Source organism: Actinocorallia sp. A-T 12471, from assembly GCF_033875155.1.
Taxonomy (GTDB): Bacteria; Actinomycetota; Actinomycetes; order Streptosporangiales; family Streptosporangiaceae; genus Actinocorallia.
Genome location: NZ_JAWZTE010000001.1, coordinates 366,922 through 389,606, shown reverse-complemented (window position 1 = coordinate 389,606; position 22,685 = coordinate 366,922). Strand labels below are relative to the sequence as shown.

Below are 22,685 nucleotides of genomic sequence, written 5' to 3'. Positions count from 1 at the left end.
CGGCTTGGCTTCGCTCCCCTTAGCGGCGGCGGGAGCGGGGGTGGAGTCGCGGCTTGTCCTCGAGATGGGAAAGGCCGTTCCACGCGAGGTTCACCAGGTGCGCGGCGACCTCCTCGCGGCGGGGTTTGCGCACCTCGAGCCACCACTGGCCGGTCATCGCGACCATGCCGACGAGCATCTGGGCGTACATCGGGGCGAGGCGGCCGTCCCTGTCGTGCTTCTCGAACTCGTCGGCGAGCAGGTACTCCACGTGGGTGGCGATGTCGCTGATCAGGCTGGCGAAGGTGCCGGTCCCCGAGGCGGCGTGGGAGTCGCGGACGAGGATGCGGAACCCGTCGGTGCTCTCCTCGATGTACTCAAGGAGGGCCAGGGCCGCGCCCTCGAGCTTGCCCCGGTAGTGGACGCCGTCGGACATGCCCTGGGTGACCAGGCCGAGCAGCCGCGTCATCTCCCGGTCCACGACGACCGCGTAAAGGCCCTCTTTGCCGCCGAAATGCTCGTAGACGACGGGTTTCGACACCCCGGCCTTCGCGGCGATCTCCTCGACGGCCGTGCCGTCGAACCCGCGTTCGGCGAACAGGGCCCTGCCGATCTCGATGAGCTGTTCCCGGCGTTCCTTGCCGGTCATCCGCTTGCGCCGCTCCGCCATCGGACCATCATCCCGCGCCCGACGATCAACCCGGCGATCAGCCCTCGATCAGCCCTCCAGGGTGGACTCCACGTAGACGTCCAGTGCCCCGGCCTTGCGGCGCGCGCGTTCCATGGCCTTCTCGGCCCGCGCCCTGTCCTTCTCCTGCCTGCGCTCGGCCTTCTCGCGCTCCTTGGCCCTGCGGCGCGGGTCGAGCGTCGGCTTGGCCTCGAGATGCGAAAGGCCGTTCCAGGCGAGGTTCACCACGTGCGCGGCGACGTCCTCGCGACGGGGCCGCCGGCTGTCGAGCCACCACTGGCCGGTGAGCGCGATCATCCCGACGAGCATCTGCGCGTACATGGGCGCGGACTTCTCGTCGAGGCCGTGGTGGTCGAACTCACGGCCGAGCAGGTACTCGACCTCGCCCGCGATCTCCGACAGCAGGCTCGCGTAGCTGCCCGTCCCCGAGGCGGCGTGGGAGTCGCGGACGAGGATGCGGAACCCGGCAGTGCTCTCCTCGATGTACTCCAGCAGGGCGAGCGCGGCGAGCTCAAGCTTGCGGCGGTACCCGGCCTCGGTCGTCAGGGCCGCCGTGACCAGGACCGCGAGACGTTCCATCTCGCGGTCCACGACGACGGCGTACAGCCCTTCCTTCCCGCCGAAATGCTCGTAGACGACGGGTTTGGACACGCCTGCCTTGGCCGCGATCTCCTCCACCGAAGTGCCGTCGAAGCCGCGCACGGCGAAGAGGTCGCGCCCGATGCCGAGGAGCTGCTCCCTTCGCTCACTGCCGGACATGCGTCGTCTTCGGGAGTCGCTCATGGCCTTAGACCTTAGGCGCGCTTGGCCGCCAGCCGCTCGGAAGTCGGCCAACGCACATCCCAGGCCAGACCGAGCTTCTCGAAGATCCAGATGGTCCGCGCGCTGATGTCGACCTGGCCCTTGCCGACCCCGTGGCGGGCCGCCGTCGGGTCCGCGTGGTGCAGGTTGTGCCAGGACTCGCCCAGCGACGGGATCGCCAGCCACCACACATTGCGCGACTGGTCACGTGAGGCGAAGGGGGTGTCGCCGAAGGTGTGGCAGATCGAGTTGATCGACCAGGTGACGTGCTGGACAAGGCAGACCCGGACGAGCCCCGCCCAGAACAGCGCGGTGAAGAACCCGGCCCACGACCAGGTGACCAGGCCGCCGATCATGGCGGGCACGAGGAAGGTCCCGGCGACGATGAGGCCGAACCCGTTGTGGATGGCGTTCAGGTCGCGGTCGGCCTTGAGGTCCTTGGCGTACTTGTCGACGTTCGTCGCCTTGTTCGCGTACAGCCAGCCGTAGTGCGACCACACGAGGCCCTTGAAGAGCGCGCCAGCGCTGTCGCCGTACTTCCACGGCGAGTGCGGGTCGCCCTCCTTGTCGGAGAACTTGTGGTGCCTGCGGTGGTCGGCGACCCAGTTGAGCACCGGGCCCTCGATCGCCAGTCCCCCGCAGATCGCCAGCGCGATCCGCATCGGCCGCCCGACCTTGAACGAGCCGTGCGTGAAGTACCTGTGGTAACCCACGGTGATCCCGCCCGCCGACAGGAAGTAGAAGACCGCGGCGATCACGACGTCGGTCCAGCCGAGGAAGCTGCCCCACGCCAGCGGCACCGCCGCCAGCAGGGCGAGGAACGGCACGCCGGTGAACAGCGCGACGAGGATCTTGTGCTTGCGGCCGTTGCGGCTGTCGGACAGGTCGCCCAGCGGCACAGCACCGGCGATCGGGGAAGCGGTCACGTAGTCTCTCTCGTCGCGGTCGAGTCGTATCTACGCCACCGTAACCTACGGTCCCGTAAGCCCGAAAGACTCCAGACAGCAAAATACCCGCCACCCAGGGTGAACGTGCATTCACCAGTTTTCTGGGGCCTGACGGCCGTGCGTCATAAAGCCCGGCACTGCCCCTCCGGCCCCGGGGGCCTACGGGACAGCACCGGGCGCGCACGGCCGTCATGCCCGGTGTCTTCACTATCGGGGTTTAAGGCGTGGCCAGCATTCGTGAACCCCGCGCGGCTTCCCTAGGCGCGGGGCAGGCCCCCATCAGGAGCGGGGCAGGCCCCCATCAAAAAACCAGCGACCGCGGGAGGGTGTTCGCGCGGTCGCCGGTCTTTGGTCCCGGTTCTTGGTACGGAGCCGGGGTGGGTGGCGGCGAGGTGGGCCGCCTCTTGGGCCAGGTGCCGCCCGCTACGGGAGTCGGCAGCACCGCAGGGGAACGTTTAGCCGCTTTCCTCCCACTGCGGGCGGCACCTCGTCTTCAGTTGGAAAAAAGTCGTCATGTGCCAGGACGACGCGGCCGCAGCTCGCACCGCATGTCTTGACATCGAGATACATAATGGCAACACGTTTGTCTCGACGTCAAGAGGCTGAGGCACACGACGGACCCGCGCTCGAGAACCCGCCGGGTCGCAGACCCGCGCTCGAGAACCGTGAGGGTTACGGACCCGTGCCCAGAGCACCCGCCAGGATTACCGGCCCACGCCCAGAGCACCCGTGAAGGCTACGCGCCCACGCCCAGAGCACCCGCCAGGATTACCGGCCCACGCCCAGAGCACCCTTGAGGGCTATGGGCCCGCGCCCAGGGCACCCGTGAGGGTTACAAGGAACACTGGGCCGGTCTTCTATCCCGATAGTGAAGACACCGGGCCTGGCGGCCGTGCGCGCCCAGCGCTGTCCCGTAGGCCCCCAGGGCCGGAGGGACAGCGCTGGGCTTCAAGGCGCACGGCCGCCAGGCCCAAATAAACACAGCCCCTTGACTTTTTTCCGACATGGCTGACACGCGGGGTTGCGCGACGGGAGGATGAGGACCCCGTGTCAGGCCGAAGGAGGGTCGATGGACGGCGAGCGGATGATCCCGTTCGGGCTCGCGGTCGGGCTGATGGAGGAGGCGATGCGTGAGGCGATGGCCGCCGCCGGATACCTCAGGGGCTCGGCCGACTCGATCACCCGTGACGCGTCCGCGCGGCTGGAACGGCTCCTCGAGGACCTCGACGCCGTCGAGTGACGGCCGCCGCCCGGAGTAACCGAGGACCGACCTGTGTCTTGATGTCGAGACACAGGTAGGGTTCACCCATGGAGGACGAGGTGGACCGGCTGGTCTCCGCCTGGCGGACCGAGCGCCCGGAACTGGACGTCCAGCCATTGCACGTGCTGAGCAGGGTCTCGCGCCTGTCCCGGCATCTGGACCGTGCCCGCAGGGCGGTCTTCGCCGCGCACGAGATGGAGTCGTGGGAGTTCGACGTGCTCACCGCGCTGCGCCGCGCCGGGCCGCCCTACCAGCTCAACCCCGGCCAGCTGCTGCGCGCCACCCTCGTCACCTCGGGCACGATGACGAACCGGATCGACAGGCTCACCGCGGCCGGACTCGTCGAGCGGCACCCGGACCCGGCCGACAAGCGCGGCGTCCAGGTGCGGCTCACCGACGTGGGCAGGGCCCGGGTCGACGCGGCCTTCTCCGACCTCATCGACCGGGAACGCGAGCTGCTCGTCACGCTCAGCGACACCGAACAGAAGCAGCTCGCGGACCTGCTGCGGACCCTCCTCGTCCCCTTCGACCTCTGACTAGCCCTCGGCGAGTTCGAGCCAGGCCATCTCGACCTCGTCCTTCTCGCCGAGGACCGCCTTGAGCTTGGCGTCGAGGTCGAGCAGCCGCGCGTGGTCGGTGGCGGCGTCGGCCATCTGGGCGTGCAGCTCGGCTTCACGCTTGGTGAGCTTGTCGAGCTGGCGCTCCAGCCGGTCGAGCTCCTTCTGGGTCTTCCAGTCGAGCTTCGCCTGCTGGACGGGCTTGGCGGGCGCGGCGGCCGTGGCCTCGGCCGCGGAAGCCGTCCGGACCGCCGACGCGCCGCCCGCCTCGACCTTCGCCAGGTACTCCTCGACGCCGCCGGTCAGCATCCGGACCGTCCCGTCGCCCAGCAGCGCGTAGACGGTGTCGGTGACGCGCTCGAGAAAGTACCTGTCGTGGCTGACGACCACGAGGGTGCCGGGCCAGCCGTCGAGGATGTCCTCGACCTCGGTGAGGGTCTCGATGTCGAGGTCGTTGGTGGGCTCGTCGAGGAGCATGACGTTGGGCTCGGCCATGAGCAGCCGCAGGATCTGCAGCCTGCGCCGCTCGCCTCCCGACAGGTCGCCGACGGGCTTCCACTGGGCGTCGGCTTTGAAGCCGAGCCTTTCCAGCAGCTGCGAGGCGGTCCACTCGCGCTTGCCTACGGTGATCCGCCGCGCGACCTCCTCGACCGACTCGAGAACGCGGCGCTGCGGGTCGAGTTCGGCCAGCTCCTGCGAGAGGTGCGCCAGCGCGACGGTCTTGCCGCGCACGACGCGTCCCGAATCCGGCCGGACGGTGCCCGCGAGCAGCCTGAGCATGCTCGTCTTGCCGCTGCCGTTGACGCCGACGAGCCCGATCCGGTCGCCAGGCCCGAGCCGCCACGTGATGTGCTGGAAGACGGGGTTTCCGCCGAGCGCGAGGGTCACGTCCTCGACGTCGTAGACGGTCTTGCCGAGCCGCGCGGTCGCGAACTTGGTCAGCTCGACCTTGTCGCGCAGCGGGGGCACGTCGGCGATCAGCGCCTGGGCGGCGTCGACCCGGAACTTGGGCTTCGACGTGCGGGCCTGCGGGCCGCGGCGGAGCCAGGCGAGCTCCTTGCGCATGAGGTTCTGGCGCTTGGCCTCGGTGGCGTCGGCGACCCTCGCCCGCTCGGCCTTCGCCAGGACATATGCGGAATATCCGCCTTCGTAGCGTTCGACGCGGCCGTCCACGACCTCCCACGTCCGGTCGGTGACCTCGTCAAGGAACCACCTGTCGTGCGTGACGACGGCCAGGGCCTCACGGCGTCCCTTGAGATGCCGGGCCAGCCAGGTGATCGCCTCGATGTCGAGGTGGTTCGTGGGCTCGTCCAGCATGATCACGTCGGACTCGGGGACGAGCAGGGCCGCAAGGGACACCCTGCGCTTCTCCCCGCCGGACATGCCCGCGAGGGGGGCGTCGAGGTCGAGGCCGGTGAGCAGGCCGGACAGGATGTCGCGCACCGCGGCGTCGCCCGCCCACTCGTGCTCGGGACGCTCGCCGAGCACGACCGACCTGACCGTGGCGTCCCTGCCGAACTCGTCACGCTGGACGAGCATCGCCAGGCGCAGGCCGCCGGTGTGCGTGACGCGCCCGGAGTCGGCCTCGACCCGCCGCGCCATGATGTTCATGAGCGTCGACTTGCCGTAGCCGTTGCGGCCGACGATCCCGATCCGCCAGCCCGACTCGATCCCGAGGGACACCGCGTCGAGCAGCGGCGTGGGCCCGTAGGACTTGCTCACGTTCTCCAGATTGATCAGGTTCACTCAGACCGTCGTCCCTCGGCGGACCCTTCGGCCCGCCCGTCTCCATGTGGGCCCGTCAGCCGGGCTGTTCGTCTTTCGGTCCGCCCAGGTTAGGCGGATTCGGGGCCTTGCGCGTCCGGGCTACAGAACGGTCGCGCCGGGGACCGGGCCCGCCGCGTGGACCGCCGCGCGCGCGACGCCCGCGCCGCGCAGGGCGGCGGCCAGGTCGGCGGCGTGCTCGGCGTCGGAGGCCAGGAACGCGCAGGTCGGGCCTGAGCCCGAGACGAGCGCGCCGAGCGCGCCGAAGTCGCGGCCCGCCGAGATCGTGCGCTGGAGCGCGGGCATCAGGCTCAGCGCGGCGGGCTGGAGGTCGTTGGTGAGCGCCGCGCCGAGCGCCTTGGCGTCGCCCTCGGCGAGCGCGGCGAGCAGCGCGGGCGACTCGTGCGGCCACTCGGCGTGCTGCTCGTAGGCGGCGCGCAGCCTGTCGCACTCGGCGTAGACGGCCGGGGTGGACAGGCCGCCGTCGGCGAGGGCGAAGACCCAGTGGAACTCGCCGGACGTCGGCAGCGGGGTCAGCACCTCACCCCGTCCGACGCCGACCGCCGTGCCGCCGAGCAGCGCGAAGGGCACGTCGCTGCCCAGCTGGCCGCCTAGGTCCATCAGGGTCTTCAGCGGCAGGCCCGGGTTCCACAGCTCCGCGCAGCCGAGCAGCGCGGCGGCCGCGTCGGCGCTGCCGCCGGCCATGCCGCCCGCGACCGGGATCTCCTTGCGGATGTGGATCGACGCCTCGGCCGGGACACCCAGATGCTCGGCGAGCAGCAGCGCGGCGCGGGCGGCGAGGTTGTCGGGACCCGCGGGCACCCCCTCGATCGACGCCCCCTCGACGGTGACGGCCAGCGGCCCCGGCGTCACGGTGACCTCGTCGAACAGCGACACGGCGTGGAAGACGTTCACCAGGTCGTGGTAGCCGTCGTCGCGCAGCGGCCCGACGCCGAGCTGCAGGTTGACTTTCGCGGGGACCCGGACGGTGACGGACATGGCTGCCTCGGTTCAGACGGTGGAACGGGGACTTGTCGGGAATCGGGCGGGCGGCCCTGGCTGATCAGGCCATGCGGTGCTCGGCGATGCGCGCGAACGCGGCGACGTCGAGCATCTCGCCGCGCGCGGTCGGATCGACGCCCGCCGCGCGCAGGGCGGCCTCGGCCATCGCGGGCGAGCCCGCCCAACCGGCGAGGGCGGCCCGCAGGGTCTTGCGGCGCTGCGCGAAGGCGGCGTCAACGACGGCGAAGACCTGCTCGCGGGTGGCCGTGGTGCGCGGCGGCTCGCGCCGGGTGAATGAGACGAGCGCGGAGTCGACGTTGGGCGCGGGCCAGAAGACGTTCCTGCCGACGGACCCGGCCCGCCTCGCCTCGGCGTACCAGGCGGCCTTCACCGACGGCACGCCGTAGATGCGGCTGCCGGGCGCGGCCGAGAGGCGGTCGCCCACCTCGGCCTGGACCATGACCAGGCCCCTGCGCAGCGACGGCAGCAGTTCGAGCAGGTGCAGCACGACGGGGACGGCGACGTTGTAGGGCAGGTTCGCGACCAGCGCGGTGGGCGGCGGGCCGGGCAGCTCGGTGATCCGCATCGCGTCGCCGTGCACGACCTCGAAGCGGTCGGCGAGCTTCGGCGCGCGCGCCCTGACGGTCTCCGGCAGAGCCCCGGCGAGCACCGGGTCGAGCTCGACCGCGACGACCCTGGCGACCTCGGGCAGCAGCGCAAGGGTGAGCGAGCCGAGCCCCGGGCCCACCTCCACAACGACGTCCTCGGGCCCGACCTCCGCCGCCCGCACGATCCGCCGCACTGTCCCCGGGTCGATCACAAAGTTCTGCCCGAGCTGCTTGGTGGGCCGCACATCAAGCGCCGCAGCGATCTCCCGAACATCGGCCGCCCCCAGCAACACCGCGTCCCCGGCGTCGCCCGCCGCCGCACCCTGTCCCGCTCTCTCGTCTACCCCCACCCCCCGATTGTCCCACGCAACAACCCCACCCCCGCTCCCCCAACCCCGTCCCGCAGTCCCTTCGGGACTGCGGGAAGGAGGGCTTGCCCGCCCCTCGCGCCCAGGGACATCTCGCAGTCCCCTCGGGACTGCGAGGAAGCAGCCTTGCCCGCCCCTCGCACCCAAGCGCGCCTCGCAGTCCCCTCGGGACTACGAGGAAGCAGGCTTACCCGCCCCTCGCACCCAAGCGCGCCTCGCAGTCCCTTCGGGACTACGAGGAAGGAGGCTTACCCGCCCCTCGCGGCCAGGCGCGCCCCGCAGCCCCCTCGGGACTGCGAGGAAGGAGGCTTGCCCGCCCTCGCGGCCAGGCGCGTCTCGCAGTCCCCTCGGGGCTGCGGGGAAGCAGGTGCTCGGGACTGCGGGGAAGGAGGCTCGCGTGAGCCTCGCGCTCGGCGTGCCTCGCGGTTGCTTCGGGAGTGTGAGGGGGGACGCTGCCCGCAGGCCCGGTTGCGTTCAAGTACTTCCCGCAGTCCCGTCGGGACTGCGGGGAGGGGGTTGGGGTGGGCGTGCAACGGGCGGGGGGGTGGGGGCGTCTGGGTTGTGTGGCTATCTGGAGGAAGGAGAGGTGTGGTGGATCATCCCCCATCCGGTGGTGTTCGGCGGGAGGCCGAGGCGTTGGGCGAGGCCGTTGACTTTGAGCGGTGGGTGGCGTCTCGGGCGCCGGCTTTGTTGCGGTACGGGTATGTGCTGACGGGGAGTCCGCATGATGCGGCCGACCTTGTGCAGGAGGCGCTGGTGCGGCTGCGGTCGGCTTGGCCGCGGGTGGTGCGCAAGGACGACCCCGAGGGCTATGTCCGGACGACGATGGCGCGGCAGCATGTGTCGGCGTGGCGGCGGACCCGGCGCGAGACGCTGACCGCGGCCGTCCCCGACGCCGCGCACCACGACCCCCTGCCGCCCGACGACGCCCTCTGGCAGGCCCTGACGGCCCTGCCGCGCCGGCAGCGGACCGTGGTCGTCCTGCGGTACTACGAGGCCCTGTCGGACGAGGAGATCGCCGTGCGGCTCGGCATCTCGCGCGGCACGGTCCGCAGCCAGGCCAGCCGCGCGCTCGACAAACTGCGCGAAAGCTACGATCACCACCTGGAAGGGAGCCCCCGATGAGCACTCCCCTTGAGCGGGCACTCGCCAGGACGCTCTCGGCCAAGGCGGACGACGCGCCCCCGCCCGTCCACGGCCTCGCCGCCACCGCCGCGCGCAAGGCCCGCGCCCGGCTGCGCAACCGCGTCGGCGCGGCCGCCGCCGTGACGGTCCTGCTCGCGGGCGGCGTCGGCTGGGGCGTCCTCAACCCGACCGACCTCGACAAGACCGGCCCGACCGTCTCGGCGGGCGACGGCCAGCCCCTCCCGGTCGAGAAGCTGTGGCCGGAGGCGGCCCGGCACGTCAAGGCCGTGCCGCCGCAGGGCCTCGCGGACGCCGACTGGCAGATCGTCAGCGTGCTCGACGGCTCCCGGCTGCTGATCTTCTGGAACGCACGGCCGTCAGGCCCGGCCAAGTACGCGGTCTACGAGCCGCAGACGGGCCGGACGGTCGAGATCGTCGGCGCGGGCTGGGGTCCCGCACAGCCGGAGTTCGCCGTGGGGTCCGAATCCTCCGGGGAACGCCTGGTCTGGCATGCGATGACCGAGAAGGGCGTCGAGATCGTCGTCGCCGACCCGACCGGTGAGGACAGCTCGCGTCTCGTCCTCACCGACGGCGGCCACGACGGCGGCGGCTACCGCGCGGGCATCACCGGCGACCGCCTCTACTGGGACTCCTCCGAGGGCGTCTTCACCGCGCCCCTCAACGCCAAGGACGACAGGGCAAGGGTCGCCCCCAAGGGTTTCCGCATCGTGGAGTGGCCCTGGATCGCCGAGTTCGACGACGGCAAGCCCGGCGTGTTCTTCGAGGACATCCGCAACGTGGAGACCGGCGAGACCCGCGCGGCGAAGATCCCGTCCGGGGACGGCCCCTGGTTCTGCGGCGTCGTCTGGTGCAGCGGCAGGGACTCCCTGGCCCGCCGCGACGGCTCGGTCACCATCCCCAACCCGATGTTCCTCGGCCCCCGTCCCCCCAAGGACGCCCCCGACCCCGGCAACCCCTCTGCCCCGCCCACCCGCCCGGCCGACCCCTCGGCCGCGCCCACCCAACCCGACGACCCCTCGGCCCCGCCGACCCGGCCCGACGATCCCGCCGATCCCGTCGACCCGCCCGCGCGGCCCGACGACCCCGCGGAGGCCGAGGCCGGGAACTCCGGCCCCGCCGACCGGGCCAGGCCCCAGGCCGGGAACCCCGACCCTTCCGACCCGCCGACCCTGCCCGCCGACTCCCAGCGCGGGAACCCCGAACCCGCTGACTCTCCGGCCCGGCCCGCCGAGTCCGGGAGCCCCGAGCCCGCCGCCGGGAACCCGGGCGGTGGCCCCGCAGCTGAGCCCCCTGCCGGGGACGGTCCCGCGCCCGAGCCCCGTGACGAGCCTCCGGCCGGGCGCGACGAGCCCGCGCCGTCGGGCGCGTCGGAGGGTGATGTGCCGGCGCCCGACCCGGACGGGTCGCCGGAGCCGCAGCCGACGCCGACGGTGCTGGGCGGGCCGAACTACAACCGCTATACGGAGTGGCAGCCGCCGCTCGACAGGTTCCTGTTCCAGGGGAGCGATGCCTCCGGCCGGGTGACCATCCGGGATCTGGAGACCGGGAAGACCGGGTATCTCGCGGCGAAGCCCGGCGAGCTCGTCCACGGGCGGGAGGGCGGCCGGGCCAACCGGTATGTCGTGCTGCCGACCGGTGACGGCTATCTGTTCCTCGACCTCGCGGCCGTCCGCTGACGACGGCGGGGCCGGGCCGCTCCGGAAGGCGGAGCGGCCCGGGGGGTCAGTTGGCGGCGAACAGCAGGTCGCCGCAGGTCGTGCTCCAGCCGTTCTGCTTCTCGTAGAGCAGCTGGGCGCGGCGCGTCTGCTCCTCGGGGGAGGCGTGGACGGGCAGACCTGTGCCGCCGACCGACTCCCACGCCTCGCGGGAGAACTGGTACAGCCCGTACAGCCCGCTCGTGGTGATCAGCTCGGGGTCGTTGTTCGACTCGCACCTGGCCACCGCGCCCCAGTTCAGGTCGGCGACGGGCAGGTTCAGTAGGTTCAGCTGGGTGGCCTCCTTGGGCAGCAGCTTGGGGAGGTTCAGCAGGGCGAGCGGTCCGCCGCCCGCGTTGTCCTGCTTCTCCGGCTGCTGCGGCCGGGGCGCCTCCTCGGCGAGCCGGTCGGGGTCGGCGACGCCGCTGCTCGCGGCGGCCTCGTCGGGCGGCAGCCCCATCGACGGGGGCAGCACCGGGGCGTCGAACCGCGGAAGCGCGGGGACGCCCCCGCCGGTGCCGGACGGCAGGTCAGGTGAGCGTACGTCCTTCTGTGAAGGCAGTTTGGCGCGGTCGCCGGCGAGGGCGATCGGAGCGGGCTGCGGTTCCTCGGAGAACAGGTTCCAGCCCCCGGCGGCGATGCCGACCAGGAGCGCGGTTGCTATGAGTGGCACGACGAAGGACGGAGGTCTTCCGGCCGCGTGCCTCGCACTACGGGTCACAAGAACCGGAGCCTACAAGGATGAACACGCAGAGTCACACCGCGACGACGCAACGTCCCGGTGTGCGGCGTGTCAACCGGTACGGGGGCGACTCGGGGGATGAACGCCCCCGTACCGGTGACTCGTAAGTAAGGACGTTCCCCACGGGCGCGGGGTTTACTCCTCAGAACCCGTAGGTTCGCCCGCCCGTTGCCGCGATCGCCGCGCACAGGTCCGCGACGGACACTCCCTTGACCTCCGCCATGACCTCGACGGTGTGCGGGATCAGATGCGAGGCGTTCGGCTTGCCCCGGTGCGGGACCGGCGTCATGAAGGGCGCGTCGGTCTCGACGAGGACGAGGTCGAGCGGCGCGACGGCAAGGGCGTCACGCAGCGGCTGCGCGTTCTTGAACGTGACGTTCCCGGCGAAGCTCATCACATAGCCCTTGTCCGAGCAGACCCGGGCCATCTCCGCGTCGCCGGAGAAACAGTGGAAGACCACCTTGTCCGGCGCGCCCTCCTCGTCGAGGACGCGCAGGACGTCGTCGTGGGCGTCGCGGTCGTGGATCATCAGGGCCTTGCCGGACGCCTTGGCGATCGCGATGTGCGCGCGGAACGAGCGCAGCTGCTCGTCGGGCGTCGCGTGGTCGCGGTAGTAGTCGAGGCCGGTCTCCCCCACCGCGACGACCTTCGGCTCGGCCGCCAGCTCCGCGATGCGGGCCAGCACGTCGTCGGTGAGGCCCTTGGTGTCGTTGGGGTGGATCGCGACCCCCGCGTACACGTCGGGGTGCTCGGCGGCGGTCTTGGCCGCCCACTCCGACGACGGCAGGTCGCAGCCGATCGTCACGATCCGGGTCACCCCGACCGCCCGCGCGCGCTCGACGGCCTCGGCCACGGACATGTCGAGCATGTCCAGATGGCAGTGGTCGTCGAACACCGCGACGGGCAGCCGGGGCGTCGGCGGAACGGGCTTACTGGGTTTACTCCCTGCGGGTTTACTACTCGCCAAGACGGGCCAGCTCCTCGGCCACCACGCTCTGGTCGAGCTTGGGGAACAGCGGGACCGGCCGCTGGAGCGGGGTGCCCGGCGCGATCGGCTGGTGCGCCCAGCGGGCCCGCGCGACGGAGTAGTCGCCGGTGATCACCGGGTAGGTGCGCTCCCCGGCCGGGGTCTCCTCCGACACCTCGCGGATCTCCGGCATGCCCGACCAGACGCCCTCGCCGCCCAGCATCTCGAACACCTTCTGCGAGCTGTTCGGCAGGAACGGGGTGAGCAGGGTCTTGGCGTCGGCGACCACCTGGAGCGCGACGTACAGGATCGTGCCCTTGCGGACGGGGTCGTCCTTGATCTTCCAGGGCTCCTGGTCGGCGAGGTACTTGTTGGCCTCGCGCACCACGTCGAACGCGGCGGTGATCGCGTTCTTGAAGCGGGAGCGGCCGAGCTCGGCCCCGACCCGCGCGTAGGCGTCCCGCGCGGTCTTCAGCACCGCCTCGTCGGCCTCGGTGAGGTCCTTGGGCTCGGGGATCTGGCCGAACTCCTTGGCCGCCATCGACACCGACCGGTTCACCAGGTTGCCCCACTGGGCCACCAGCTCGCCGTTGTTGCGGTCGACGAACTGCTGCCAGGTGAAGTCGGTGTCCTGGGTCTCGGGACCGGCGACGGCGATGTAGTAGCGCAGGGCGTCGACGTCGTAGCGCTCGAGGAAGTCGCTGACGTAGATCACGACCTGGCGGGAGGAGGAGAACTTCTTGCCCTCCATCGTCAGGTACTCGCTGGAGACGACCTCGGACGGCAGGTTCAGCGCGCCGAGCGAGCCCGGCTCGCCGCCCTTGTCGCCCTTGCCGCTGTAGCCGAGCAGCATCGCGGGCCAGATCTCGGAGTGGAAGACGATGTTGTCCTTGCCCATGAAGTAGTAGCCCAGGGCTTCGGGGTTCTGCCACCACTCGCGCCAGCGCTCGGGCTCGCCGAGCCGCCTGGCCCATTCGACGGACGCGCTGAAGTAGCCGATGACCGCGTCGAACCAGACGTACAGGCGCTTGGTCGGCTGGTCGCGCCAGCCGTCCAGCGGGATCGGGACGCCCCAGTCGAGGTCGCGGGAGATCGCGCGCGGCTTGAGGTCGTCGAGCAGGTTGAGGGAGAAGCGCAGCACGTTGGGCCGCCACTGGCCCTCCTTGCCGCGCAGCCAGCGGCCCAGGACCTCGGTGAAGGCGGGCAGGTCGAGCATGAAGTGCTCGGTCTCCACGAACTTCGGGGTCTCGCCGTTGATCCGGCTGACGGGGTCGATCAGGTCGATCGGGTCGAGCTGGTTGCCGCAGTTGTCGCACTGGTCGCCGCGCGCGCCGTCGTAGCCGCAGATCGGGCAGGTGCCCTCGATGTAGCGGTCGGGCAGGGTGCGCCCGGTGGACGGGGAGATCGCGCCCATGGTGGTCTCGGTGAAGATGTAGCCGTTGTCGTGCAGGCCCTTGAAGATCTCCTGGACGACGGCGTAGTGGTTCTCCGTCGAGGTGCGGGTGAACAGGTCGTAGGCGATGCCGAGGCCGTAGAGGTCGTCGACGATCACGCGGTTGTAGCGGTCGGCGAGCTCGCGGGCGCTCAGGCCCTCCTTGTCGGCCTGGACCTGGATCGGGGTCCCGTGCTCGTCCGTGCCGGACACCATGAGCACCTGGTTCCCGATCATCCGCTGGTAGCGGCTGAACATGTCGCACGGCAGCGCGAACCCGGAGACGTGCCCAATGTGGCGAGGCCCGTTGGCATAGGGCCAAGCCGGCGCGGTGAGGATGTGACGGGACATGCCCCAAGCCTACGGTCCCCGGCGTCAGGCACCGAATCGGTTATCCACAGCCTGGCAAGCGCGTCGGCGGTCAGGACCGCGCGGGGGCCGCCTCGGCGTCGGCCGCGGTCCCGGCCGGGGTGCGCGGCGGGTTGTCGGGCCGGTGCCGCGACCGGTAGAGGGTGTGCGCCTCGCGCAGCGCCATCGCGGCGGCGATCGCCGCGAACGGGACGGCGGGCAGCACGTACCGGTAGTCGAACAGGACTGTCGCGGGCGGGATGACCAGCAGCGCCATCGCGAACCCGAACGGCAGCAGCGCGTACCCGCCGAAGCGCCGCCATGACGCGACGACCCCGGCGAGCCCGGCAAGCAGCATGACCCCGAGCAGGGTCCCCGGGAGGTACACGACCTTCTGGTAGCCGCGCATGAAGCCCGCGAAGGGCTCGACCACGTGGGTGGCCTGGGCCTGCGCGTCGTACCTGGAGACCGAGGCGTCCCGGCCGGGCCAGTACTCCTGTGACTCGGTGGGGAAGACGTAGTAGCTGTAGGTCTTCGGGTCGGGATAGACGGGACGGTCCCACCGGAACGTCCGCCCGAAGTCCTCGAGGACCGTCGCGACGTAGTCGCCCGGCTGGGCGAGGATCGCCTCCTTGGCGAAGGTGCGCGCGAGCTCGCTCTTGTAGGGGTCGAAGATGCCTCCGGGGTACCGGAAGATCTGGCTCTCCTCCCACACGTAGAAGTGCGAGGCTTTGCGCTGCTCGGGCGGCGTGCTGTCGCACAGCGGGTAGGCGTTCACCGGGAGCCGGTCGCCGAAGTTGTCGCAGTCGGCGAACGTCATCGTCCTGCTGTACAGGAAGACCCCGTCGGTGCCGCTGAGCGCGAACTGGCCGTTCGCCGAGGCGTACCAGGTGCAGTAGGCGGCGATGGGGACGATCGCGGTGACGGCCCCGGCGACGACCGTCCGCCAGCCCGCCCTGCGGATCGCCAGGAACACCAGCACGATGATCAGCAGCGGCAGCCCGATCGTGCGGGTGATGGCGGCCATGCTGAGCAGCAGCCCGGCGGCGGCGACCCTGCGCGGCGACGGTTTGGGCGTCCACAGCACGAGCGCGAACGCGCCGGACACCAGCAGCAGGAAATAGGTGTCGGACAGCAGCAGGTGTTCGAGCTCGATCTGGTTGCCGTCGAACAGCACGGGTGCGACCGCGAGCGTCGCCGCCCAGCCGGGCAGCGCCTTGCCGAAGCGGAACAGGTGCGGGCGGCGCAGCAGCCCGTAGAGGATGACGGCGGTGGCCAGCCCCATCAGGTGCTGGACCGTGACGACGACGGCGAAGCTGTGCAGCGGCCGCAGCAGGAACAGCAGGAACGGGTACCCGAACGTGCGCACCACGTCGGGGCGCGGGTTCAGGGCGAGTTCGACGTACGGGTAGGAGTCGGGGAACCAGATGGCCCAGCGGTAGCCGAGGATCGTCACAAGCCGCAGCAGCGCCGCGACGGCCAGCGCGACCAGCAGGACCCGGTGCCTGCCCGCGAACGCCAGCAGCGCGGCGCGCGACGGCCTGGGCAGCCGGGCCAGCACGGAACGCCCGTATCGCCCGGATTGTTCGGCTAGTCCGGACAGCGCGTGTCGTCTCCACAGCGCGGAGCGTAGGCTCACGGCCCCACCCTCCTTCACTGTCGTTCCGTCGTACGCCGACCGCTAGCGGGTCTGTTCCGGCACCGACCGCTCTTCGCCGACGTTCTCATCGACGGTCCCGGCGTCCAGAAGGTTCTCGTCTTCGGCCTTCTCGTCGGCGGTGCCCTGCGCGCCGCCGACGGCGTCGGCGAGGGTGAGCTGTTCGTGCGCCTGCGAGGCGGTGCCCGGGTGGCTGGAGCGGCGGATGCCGAGGATCGACAGGAACGCGGTGCCGAGGATGAGCTGGCAGCTCATCATCAGCGCGGTCGCCGACGGCACGACCATGCGCAGCGTCTCGCGCGCGTTCAGCTCGCCGAACTGCGCGCCGTGCCAGTGCACCACCGAGAACCCGACGCCGACGAGCCCGGCGAGCGCGAGCAGGCCGCCGCTGATGAGCCCCTTCTCGAAGCTCCACTTCTCCAGCAGCCAGGCCGCCCGCTTGTCCGGCCGCAGGAACCCTTCGGTGACGCCGTAAGCCTTGGTGAGCAGCGAGAACACCACGGCCTGGAACCCGATGACGACCGCCGCCGACGCGCCGACGAGGGTGTCGACGTCGAACACGACGCCGCGGATGTCGATCGGGGTGACCGCGAGCGCGACGCCCGCGACGAGGCCGAGCGCCATGAGCACGACGCCGGGGATGAGGAACAGCCAGCGCGGGCTGTACAGCAGCAGGAACCGCAGGTGCCGCCAGCCGTCGCGCCAGGTGTTGAGGTGCGGGGGCCGCGACCTGCCGTCCTTGGCGAGCGTGGTCGGCACCTCGGTGATCTTGGCCTCGCTCAGCGTCATCTTGACGACGAGCTCGGAGGCGAACTCCATCCCCGACGACTGCAGGCCGAGCGCGAGCGCGGTGTCGCGGCGGAAACCGCGCAGGCCGCAGTGGAAGTCGCCGATCTTGGAGCCGAAGAACAGCCGTCCGACGAACGACAGGACGGGGTTGCCGAGGTAGCGGTGCAGCGGCGGCATCGCGCCCGGCGCGATCCCGCCCTCGAACCTGTTGCCCATCACCAGGTCAGCGCCGTCGCGCAGCTCGGTGACGAACGGCATCAGGTCCGTGAAGTCGTAGGAGTCGTCGGCGTCGCCCATGATCACGTAGGTGCCCTTGGCCGCGCGGATGCCACCCATGAGCGCGTTGCCGTAGCCCTTGAGCGCGACCGGCACGACCCGCGCCCCCGCGCCCTCGGCGAGCGCCTGTGAGCCGTCGGTCGACCCGTTGTCGGCGACGACGACCTCGCCGTCGATGCCGTGCGCTTCGAGGAAGGCCACTGCCTTGCGGACGCATGTCTCCACGGTCTCGGCCTCGTTGAGGCACGGCATGACCACGGACAACTCCATGTCGGCTCCTGATGTAGAAGGCGGCCAGGTCAGTTATGGTGCCGGTTGTCCGGTCCCGGGGCGGGGACTTTGACCGAACCGCGACGTCCGGCGCGCCGGTCGCCCCCGTGACCGAATGCGCGAACAGAAGTAGCCAACAATACGGGTGTTCAGGCCCGCTGTCAGAGGGGTGCCGGTGGCCGACGCGTCTGTGCTGGTCAGGGGGTGCGTGCCGCGTCATCGCCTGTTCCTCGCGGTGTTCGCGCTCGGGGCGCTGGCCCGCGCGGTCGCCCAGGCGGGGTACCGGCCGGGGCTGTGGTTCAACGACTCGTTCGACTACGTCCAGCTCGCGCTCGGCCCGTTCGCGCACCCGATCCGTCCGGCGGGGTACGGGGTGTTCCTGTGGCTCGTGCAGCCGTTCGGCGGGGTCGCGGCGGCGGTGGCCGTCCAGCATCTGCTCGGGCTTGCCTCGGGCGCGCTGGTGTACGCGCTGCTGGTGCGGCGCGGGCTGCCCGGGTGGGGCGCGGCGCCGGCGGCGGCGCCGCTGCTGCTCGACGGCGACGTCATCGAGCTCGAGACGCTCGTCCTTTCCGACACGCTGTTCCTGTTCCTGCTCATCGCGGGGCTTGTGCTCGTGCTGTGGCCGGACGCGCGGCCGTATCTGCCGGTCGTCGGCGTGCTGGCGCTGGCGGCGGCGACGCTGACCCGGACGATCGGGCTGCCCGTCCTGGCGATCGTGCTCGCCTGGCTCGCCGTGCGCTGGCTGCGGACCGGACGTGACGGGCCCGGCCTGCGCGTCGTCGCGGCGGCGGCCGTCACCGCTGCGTTGCCGCTCGGGCTGTACGCGGTCTGGTTCCACGCCGAGAACGGCAGGTACTCCCTGACCGCGACCGACGGGGTGTTCCTGTGGGGGCGCACCGCCGCTTTCGCCAGGTGTGAGGGGATCTCGCCGGAGCTGAGGTATCTGTGCCCTGCGGGTGAGCCGGGCGAGCGGAAGGCGTCGTCGTCGCAGGTGTGGGCCCCCGAGTCGCCGATCGGGTGGCGTTACGGGGAGGCGTTCGACCCCGAGGTCAACGCCGACGCGCAGCGGTTCGCCCTCCAGACGATCGCCGCCCAGCCCTGGGATTATGTGACGACCATCTCTTATGACCTGTTCGTCCGGACCTTCGCGTGGCATCACGGCGACCATCCGACGCCCGTCACGGCTCGCAAGTACGACTTTCCGGAGAAGGCCGAGGCGTTCCCGTCGTGGCCCGTGCTCGGGGGCGGGACGCCGCGCGACGTCGTCGCCGCCTATGACCCGGGTTCGGCGCAGGGGACACGGGTCGTGGAGCCGTGGGCGGGGATCGCGCGGGGCTACCAGAAGGCGGTGAGCGTCCGGGGGCCGCTGCTGGCGATCATCGTCCTCGTGCCCCTGGCCGTCGCGGTGCGGCGGCGGCGTTCGCCGGGCCCGGTGTGGGCGGTCGCGGTGCTGCTGCTGGCGTTTCCGCCGCTGACCGTCGACTTCGACCACCGCTATGTCGTCACCGCGACGCCCGTCGCCGCGCTCGCCGCCGGGTACGCGCTCGCCCGCAGGCGCTCAGCCGCGCCGATCGAGCGGGACGCTCACTTGGCCGCGAGCACCGCGTTGTAGACGACCTTCTTGGGGACGCCGTTCTCCTTGGCGATCTCCCCGATCGCGTCCCTGCGCGACACCCCCGCGCGCTCCCGCTCGAAGACCGCCGCGGCGAGCTCGGCCGGGTCGGTGAGCACCGTGCGCGGCGGCGCGCCCGCGACCACGACGGTGATCTCGCCCTTGACGCCGTCGGCGGCCCACCCGGCGAGTTCGCCGAGGCCGCCTCTGCGGGTCTCCTCGTAGGTCTTGGTCAGCTCGCGGCAGACCGCCGCGCGCCGGTCCGCGCCGAACGCCTCGGCCAGCGCGGCGAGGGCGGCGGCGAGCCGGTGCGGAGCCTCGAAGAACACCATCGTGCGCGGCTCGTCCGCCAGCTCCGCGAGGCGTGCCGCGCGCTCGCCCGGCTTGCGGGGGAGGAACCCCTCGAAGCAGAACCTGTCGGTCGGCAGACCGGACAGCACGAGCGCGGTCGTGACCGCCGACGGGCCCGGCAGCACCGTCACGGGGACGTCGGCGGCCACCGCCTCGACCACGAGCCGGTAGCCGGGGTCGGAGACGCCCGGCATCCCCGCGTCGGTGACGACGAGGACGTCGGAGCCGTCGAGGAGGTCGGTGAGGAGTTCGGCGGCGCGCGACCGCTCGTTCTGGTCGTAGTAGGAGACGATCCGGCCCGCGACGGTGACGTCGAGGTCGGCGGCGAGCCTGCGCAGCCGCCTCGTGTCCTCGGCCGCGACGATCGGGGCCGCGGCGAGCGCGTCCCTGAACCTCGGTGAGGCGTCGCCGGCCCGCCCGATGGGCGCTGCGGCGAGAATGAGCGTGCCCGTCACGTGCCGTCCTCCGATGCTTCCCCCGCCGGGCGGCCCCCCGGGCCATCGATCCTAGTGGCCGGGGAACATATGCCCGCCGCACGCGGTGAGCCCTACGATGGCGCAATGGTTGTCACCCAGACCCGGCCGGTTGACGAGCTGCCGACGCTGCGCGAGCGGCTGGCGCCGGGGCTGCCCGGGAGCCGGCTCTGGGGGTGGCTGCTCCCGCTGCTGGTCACGGCGTTCGCGGGGTTCCTCCGGTTCAACAGGCTCGGCGTCCCGCACGAGATCATCTTCGACGAGAAGTACTACGCCAAGGACGCCTGGTCGCTGTGGCAGTTCGGGTACGAGCACTCGGTCGTCGGCGAGCCCGAGGACCTCGCGGACAAGCTGTTCCTCGAGGGCAGCCCGCACGCGATGCTCACCGACGGCGGCGCGTTCATCGCGCACCCGCCGCTCGGCAAGTGGATGATCGCGGTCGGCGAGGCGATCTTCGGGGCCGATCCGTTCGGCTGGCGGTTCAGCGCGGCGCTCATCGGCACCCTGTCGGTGCTGATCCTGTGCCGGGTCGCGCGACGGATGACCGGCAACACCCTGCTCGGCTGCGCGGCGGGGTTCCTGCTCGCCCTCGACGGCCTGCACCTGGTGACGAGCCGGACCGCGCTGCTCGACATCTTCCTCATGTTCTGGGTGCTCGCCGGGTTCGCCTGCCTGGTCAACGACCGCGACCACGCCCGCCGCCGCCTCGCCGACCGGATAGACCGCGACTTCGACGCGTCCTTCTCCACCGGCCCGTTCCTCGGCCACCCCTGGCGTTACGCGGCGGGGCTCTGCTTCGGGCTCGCCGCGGGCGTCAAGTGGTCGGCCGCGCCGTTCCTCGTGGCGTTCATCGTGCTGGTGTTCATCTGGGACATGACCGCGCGCCGCGCGGCCGGCGTCCAGTTCCCGTACGCGGGCGCGGCCCTGCGCGACGGCGTCGCGACGGTCGCCGGGCTCATGGTGCTGCCGGTCGTGGCGTATGTGTCGACGTGGTCGGGCTGGCTGCTGACCAAGGGCGGGTGGGGCCGGGGCGACGACGTCGCCTCGAGCGTCTGGCTCAGGCCGTTCGAGGGCCTGCCGAACCTGGTCAGGTACCACAAGGAGGTCCTGAACTTCCACAACAACCTGTCGTCGTCGCACCCGTACCAGTCGTGGCCGTGGGACTGGCCGATCCTGCGCAAACCCGTCGCCTTCTTCTACGACGACAAGATGCCAGGGTGCGGGGCCGAGAAGTGCTCCCGGGAGATCCTCGGCATCGGCACCCCGGCGATCTGGTGGATCGGCATCGCGGCCTTGGCCGTCATGGTCGTGCTGTGGCTGACCCAGCGCGACTGGCGGGCCGGGGCGATCCTGCTCGCGTACGGCGCGGGCTGGCTGTCGTGGTTCCCGTCGGCGTTCGGCGACCGGACCATGTTCTTCTTCTACGCGCTGCCCGGCCTGCCGTTCCTGATCCTGGCGATCGTGATGACGCTCGGGCTGATCATCGGGCCGGAGAACGGGCCGCCCAGGTCGCGCAGGATCGCCGGTTCGGTGGTCGCGGGCGCGTACCTGCTGGTCGTCCTGCTGAACTTCTGGTTCATGTACCCGGTCTTCACCGCGCAGAACATCCCGTACGACGCCTGGCACCTGCGGATGTGGCTCGGCAGCTGGATCTGACCCGCCCGTCGGCGCGCGGGGAGTTTGCCGGAGTTTGCGGCGGCCGCACCCGGTGTTGACCCCGTGTCGCTTATCAAGAGAGGGTGACGCTCGCAACGGCCTTCCGGCTGGTGATCACCGCCGTGGTGGCCTACCTCGTCGCGGACCTGCTGCGCGGCGGCCCGCCGCCGCTGCTCGCGCCGCTGACCGCGCTGCTGATCGTCCAGGTGACGCTCTACCAGACGCTCACCAGCTCGATCCAGCGGATCGCCAGCGTCACCACGGGCGTCATCCTCGCCGTCGTCATCGCCGGGCCGCTCGGGTTCCACTGGTGGACGCTCGGCCTGGTGATCGCGCTCGCGCTGCTGGTCGGGCGGCTGTTCAAGCTCGGCGACCACATCCTCGAGGTGCCGATCAGCGCGATGCTGATCCTCCAGCTCGGCACCGAGAGCGCGGCGCTCGGCCGGGTCGTGGAGACGCTGATCGGCGCGGGCGTCGGGCTGATCAGCACGCTGCTCACCGCGCCGGTGAAGGTCAAGACCGCCGAGGACGCGTTGCGCAAGCTCGCCATGGACATGGGCCAGTTCCTCGAGGACCTCGCCGACGACCTGCACCTGGAACCCGACCACGCGCACACCACACGCTGGCAGGGGCAGGCCGCGCGGCTGTCGGAGGAGGCGCGGACGGTCGGGGCGCGGCTCGGCGAGGCCGACGACAGCACCCGGCTGAACCCGCGCGCCTACCGGATCGGCGGCCCGTCGGCGGCCCTGCGCACCGCGATGAGCACGCTGGAGGCCGCGACGATCAAGGCGCGCGGCCTCGCCCGCTGCATGGCCGACCGCACCTACCTCTACCTGCGCGACGGTGAGGGGGGCCTGGGCACCGACATGTGGGCCACCGACGTCCGCCAGGAGCTCGGCCTCACCCTGCGCACGCTTTCCCGTGCCGTCCCGCTGTACGCCGCGACGGCCACCGCCGCCTCCCCCGAGTCGGGCCGCCGCCTCGGACAGACCACCCACGAGCTGCTCGTGGAGGCACGCCAGCACCGCGAACGCCTCGGCCGCCTGCTGCGCGACGACCCCGGCCACTGGCCGCTGCACGGCGAGCTCCTGGTCCACCTCGACCGCATCCTCGACTCCCTCGCGCCCGCGGAGCTCGGATTCCGTCCCGTCATGTACTGAAATATTTGTTGAACAGTTACTTTCCGGCCGTCGATCGCCGGGGCCCTGACGTGCGGGTGTGCGGCCAGGTGCGCATGGGGGCCGCGTCTCACTCAGTGGACTGTGTATCGCGGATGTTTCGGACGCAGCACACTGCG

Annotated in this window: 18 protein-coding genes and 3 pseudogenes; 7 read left to right on the top strand and 14 right to left on the bottom strand. The window is 71.4% G+C overall.

Translation table 11 applies throughout. The features are described from left to right. Positions 1-19: 19 nt before the first annotated feature. From R9X44_RS01855 to R9X44_RS01845, 3 genes are read right to left on the bottom strand one after another with little or no spacing between them, the layout of a single operon-like run. Positions 20-649, bottom strand: coding sequence for a TetR/AcrR family transcriptional regulator (locus tag R9X44_RS01855; RefSeq protein ID WP_319812155.1), 630 nt, complete (start codon positions 647-649; stop codon positions 20-22). Between the two features lie 48 nt (positions 650-697). Further along, positions 698-1,450, bottom strand: coding sequence for a TetR/AcrR family transcriptional regulator (locus R9X44_RS01850; protein WP_319812154.1), 753 nt, complete (start codon positions 1,448-1,450; stop codon positions 698-700). Positions 1,451-1,461: 11 nt separating this feature from the next. After that, positions 1,462-2,394, bottom strand: a complete 933-nt coding sequence (locus R9X44_RS01845) for an acyl-CoA desaturase (RefSeq protein WP_413774893.1) — start codon at positions 2,392-2,394, stop codon at positions 1,462-1,464. Positions 2,395-3,484: 1,090 nt separating this feature from the next. On the opposite strand from R9X44_RS01845, the gene R9X44_RS01840 reads away from it, so the two are divergent. After that, positions 3,485-3,655, top strand: a complete 171-nt coding sequence (locus tag R9X44_RS01840) for a hypothetical protein (RefSeq protein ID WP_319812153.1) — start codon at positions 3,485-3,487, stop codon at positions 3,653-3,655. A 68-nt stretch (positions 3,656-3,723) separates the two neighbouring features. Further along, on the top strand, positions 3,724-4,212 hold the full coding sequence (locus tag R9X44_RS01835; RefSeq protein ID WP_319812152.1) for a MarR family winged helix-turn-helix transcriptional regulator: 489 nt from the start codon (positions 3,724-3,726) through the stop codon (positions 4,210-4,212). Here the strand turns inward: R9X44_RS01835 and R9X44_RS35655 are convergent. From R9X44_RS35655 to rsmA, 5 genes and pseudogenes are all read right to left on the bottom strand, one after another. Beyond that, a pseudogene (locus R9X44_RS35655) lies at positions 4,213-4,407 on the bottom strand (ABC transporter ATP-binding protein); the annotation flags it as partial. It lies immediately after the preceding gene. Between the two features lie 291 nt (positions 4,408-4,698). Continuing rightward, positions 4,699-5,076, bottom strand: a pseudogene (locus tag R9X44_RS35650) (ATP-binding cassette domain-containing protein); the annotation flags it as partial. Positions 5,077-5,250: 174 nt separating this feature from the next. Next, positions 5,251-5,916, bottom strand: a pseudogene (locus R9X44_RS35645) (ATP-binding cassette domain-containing protein); the annotation flags it as partial. A 183-nt stretch (positions 5,917-6,099) separates the two neighbouring features. After that, the gene (locus R9X44_RS01825; protein ID WP_319812150.1) at positions 6,100-6,996 is read right to left on the bottom strand and encodes a 4-(cytidine 5'-diphospho)-2-C-methyl-D-erythritol kinase; all 897 of its coding nucleotides are present in this window, start codon (positions 6,994-6,996) and stop codon (positions 6,100-6,102) included. Positions 6,997-7,060: 64 nt separating this feature from the next. Then, entirely contained in the window at positions 7,061-7,957 is an 897-nt protein-coding gene (gene rsmA, locus R9X44_RS01820; protein WP_319812149.1) for a 16S rRNA (adenine(1518)-N(6)/adenine(1519)-N(6))-dimethyltransferase RsmA, read from the bottom strand. Between the two features lie 579 nt (positions 7,958-8,536). Here rsmA and R9X44_RS01815 point away from each other — a divergent pair. Further along, positions 8,537-9,100, top strand: coding sequence for a SigE family RNA polymerase sigma factor (locus R9X44_RS01815; protein WP_413774892.1), 564 nt, complete (start codon positions 8,537-8,539; stop codon positions 9,098-9,100). Continuing rightward, positions 9,097-10,797, top strand: coding sequence for a hypothetical protein (locus tag R9X44_RS01810; protein ID WP_319812147.1), 1,701 nt, complete (start codon positions 9,097-9,099; stop codon positions 10,795-10,797). Before R9X44_RS01815 ends, R9X44_RS01810 begins: the two co-directional genes overlap by 4 nt. Before the next feature lie 46 nt (positions 10,798-10,843). Here R9X44_RS01810 and R9X44_RS01805 read toward each other — a convergent pair whose 3' ends face one another. From R9X44_RS01805 to R9X44_RS01785, 5 genes are all read right to left on the bottom strand, one after another. Further along, positions 10,844-11,488, bottom strand: a complete 645-nt coding sequence (locus tag R9X44_RS01805; RefSeq protein WP_319812146.1) for a transglycosylase family protein — start codon at positions 11,486-11,488, stop codon at positions 10,844-10,846. A 211-nt stretch (positions 11,489-11,699) separates the two neighbouring features. Continuing rightward, positions 11,700-12,524 (bottom strand): TatD family hydrolase, encoded by an 825-nt coding sequence (locus tag R9X44_RS01800; RefSeq protein ID WP_319812145.1) that lies wholly within the window; start codon positions 12,522-12,524, stop codon positions 11,700-11,702. After that, entirely contained in the window at positions 12,514-14,307 is a 1,794-nt protein-coding gene (gene metG / locus R9X44_RS01795; RefSeq protein WP_319812144.1) for a methionine--tRNA ligase, read from the bottom strand. The genes R9X44_RS01800 and metG overlap by 11 nt, the downstream gene beginning before the upstream one ends. Before the next feature lie 70 nt (positions 14,308-14,377). After that, positions 14,378-15,943, bottom strand: coding sequence for a hypothetical protein (locus R9X44_RS01790; RefSeq protein ID WP_319812143.1), 1,566 nt, complete (start codon positions 15,941-15,943; stop codon positions 14,378-14,380). A 42-nt stretch (positions 15,944-15,985) separates the two neighbouring features. Continuing rightward, positions 15,986-17,296: a glycosyltransferase family 2 protein gene (locus R9X44_RS01785; protein ID WP_319812142.1), complete on the bottom strand. Its 1,311-nt coding sequence runs from the start codon at positions 17,294-17,296 to the stop codon at positions 15,986-15,988. 175 nt (positions 17,297-17,471) lie between these two features. On the opposite strand from R9X44_RS01785, the gene R9X44_RS01780 reads away from it, so the two are divergent. Continuing rightward, positions 17,472-18,908, top strand: a complete 1,437-nt coding sequence (locus R9X44_RS01780) for a hypothetical protein (RefSeq protein ID WP_319812141.1) — start codon at positions 17,472-17,474, stop codon at positions 18,906-18,908. Here the strand turns inward: R9X44_RS01780 and rsmI are convergent. After that, positions 18,881-19,714 (bottom strand): 16S rRNA (cytidine(1402)-2'-O)-methyltransferase, encoded by an 834-nt coding sequence (gene rsmI, locus R9X44_RS01775; RefSeq protein WP_319812140.1) that lies wholly within the window; start codon positions 19,712-19,714, stop codon positions 18,881-18,883. The genes R9X44_RS01780 and rsmI overlap by 28 nt on opposite strands. Before the next feature lie 105 nt (positions 19,715-19,819). Here rsmI and R9X44_RS01770 point away from each other — a divergent pair, with 105 nt between their 5' ends. Next, positions 19,820-21,388: a dolichyl-phosphate-mannose--protein mannosyltransferase gene (locus R9X44_RS01770; RefSeq protein WP_319812139.1), complete on the top strand. Its 1,569-nt coding sequence runs from the start codon at positions 19,820-19,822 to the stop codon at positions 21,386-21,388. A gap of 83 nt (positions 21,389-21,471) precedes the next feature. Continuing rightward, positions 21,472-22,548 carry an FUSC family protein gene (locus tag R9X44_RS01765; protein WP_319812138.1) on the top strand — a complete coding sequence of 359 codons (1,077 nt, stop codon included), beginning with the start codon at positions 21,472-21,474 and terminating at the stop codon, positions 22,546-22,548. Positions 22,549-22,685 lie beyond the last annotated feature (137 nt).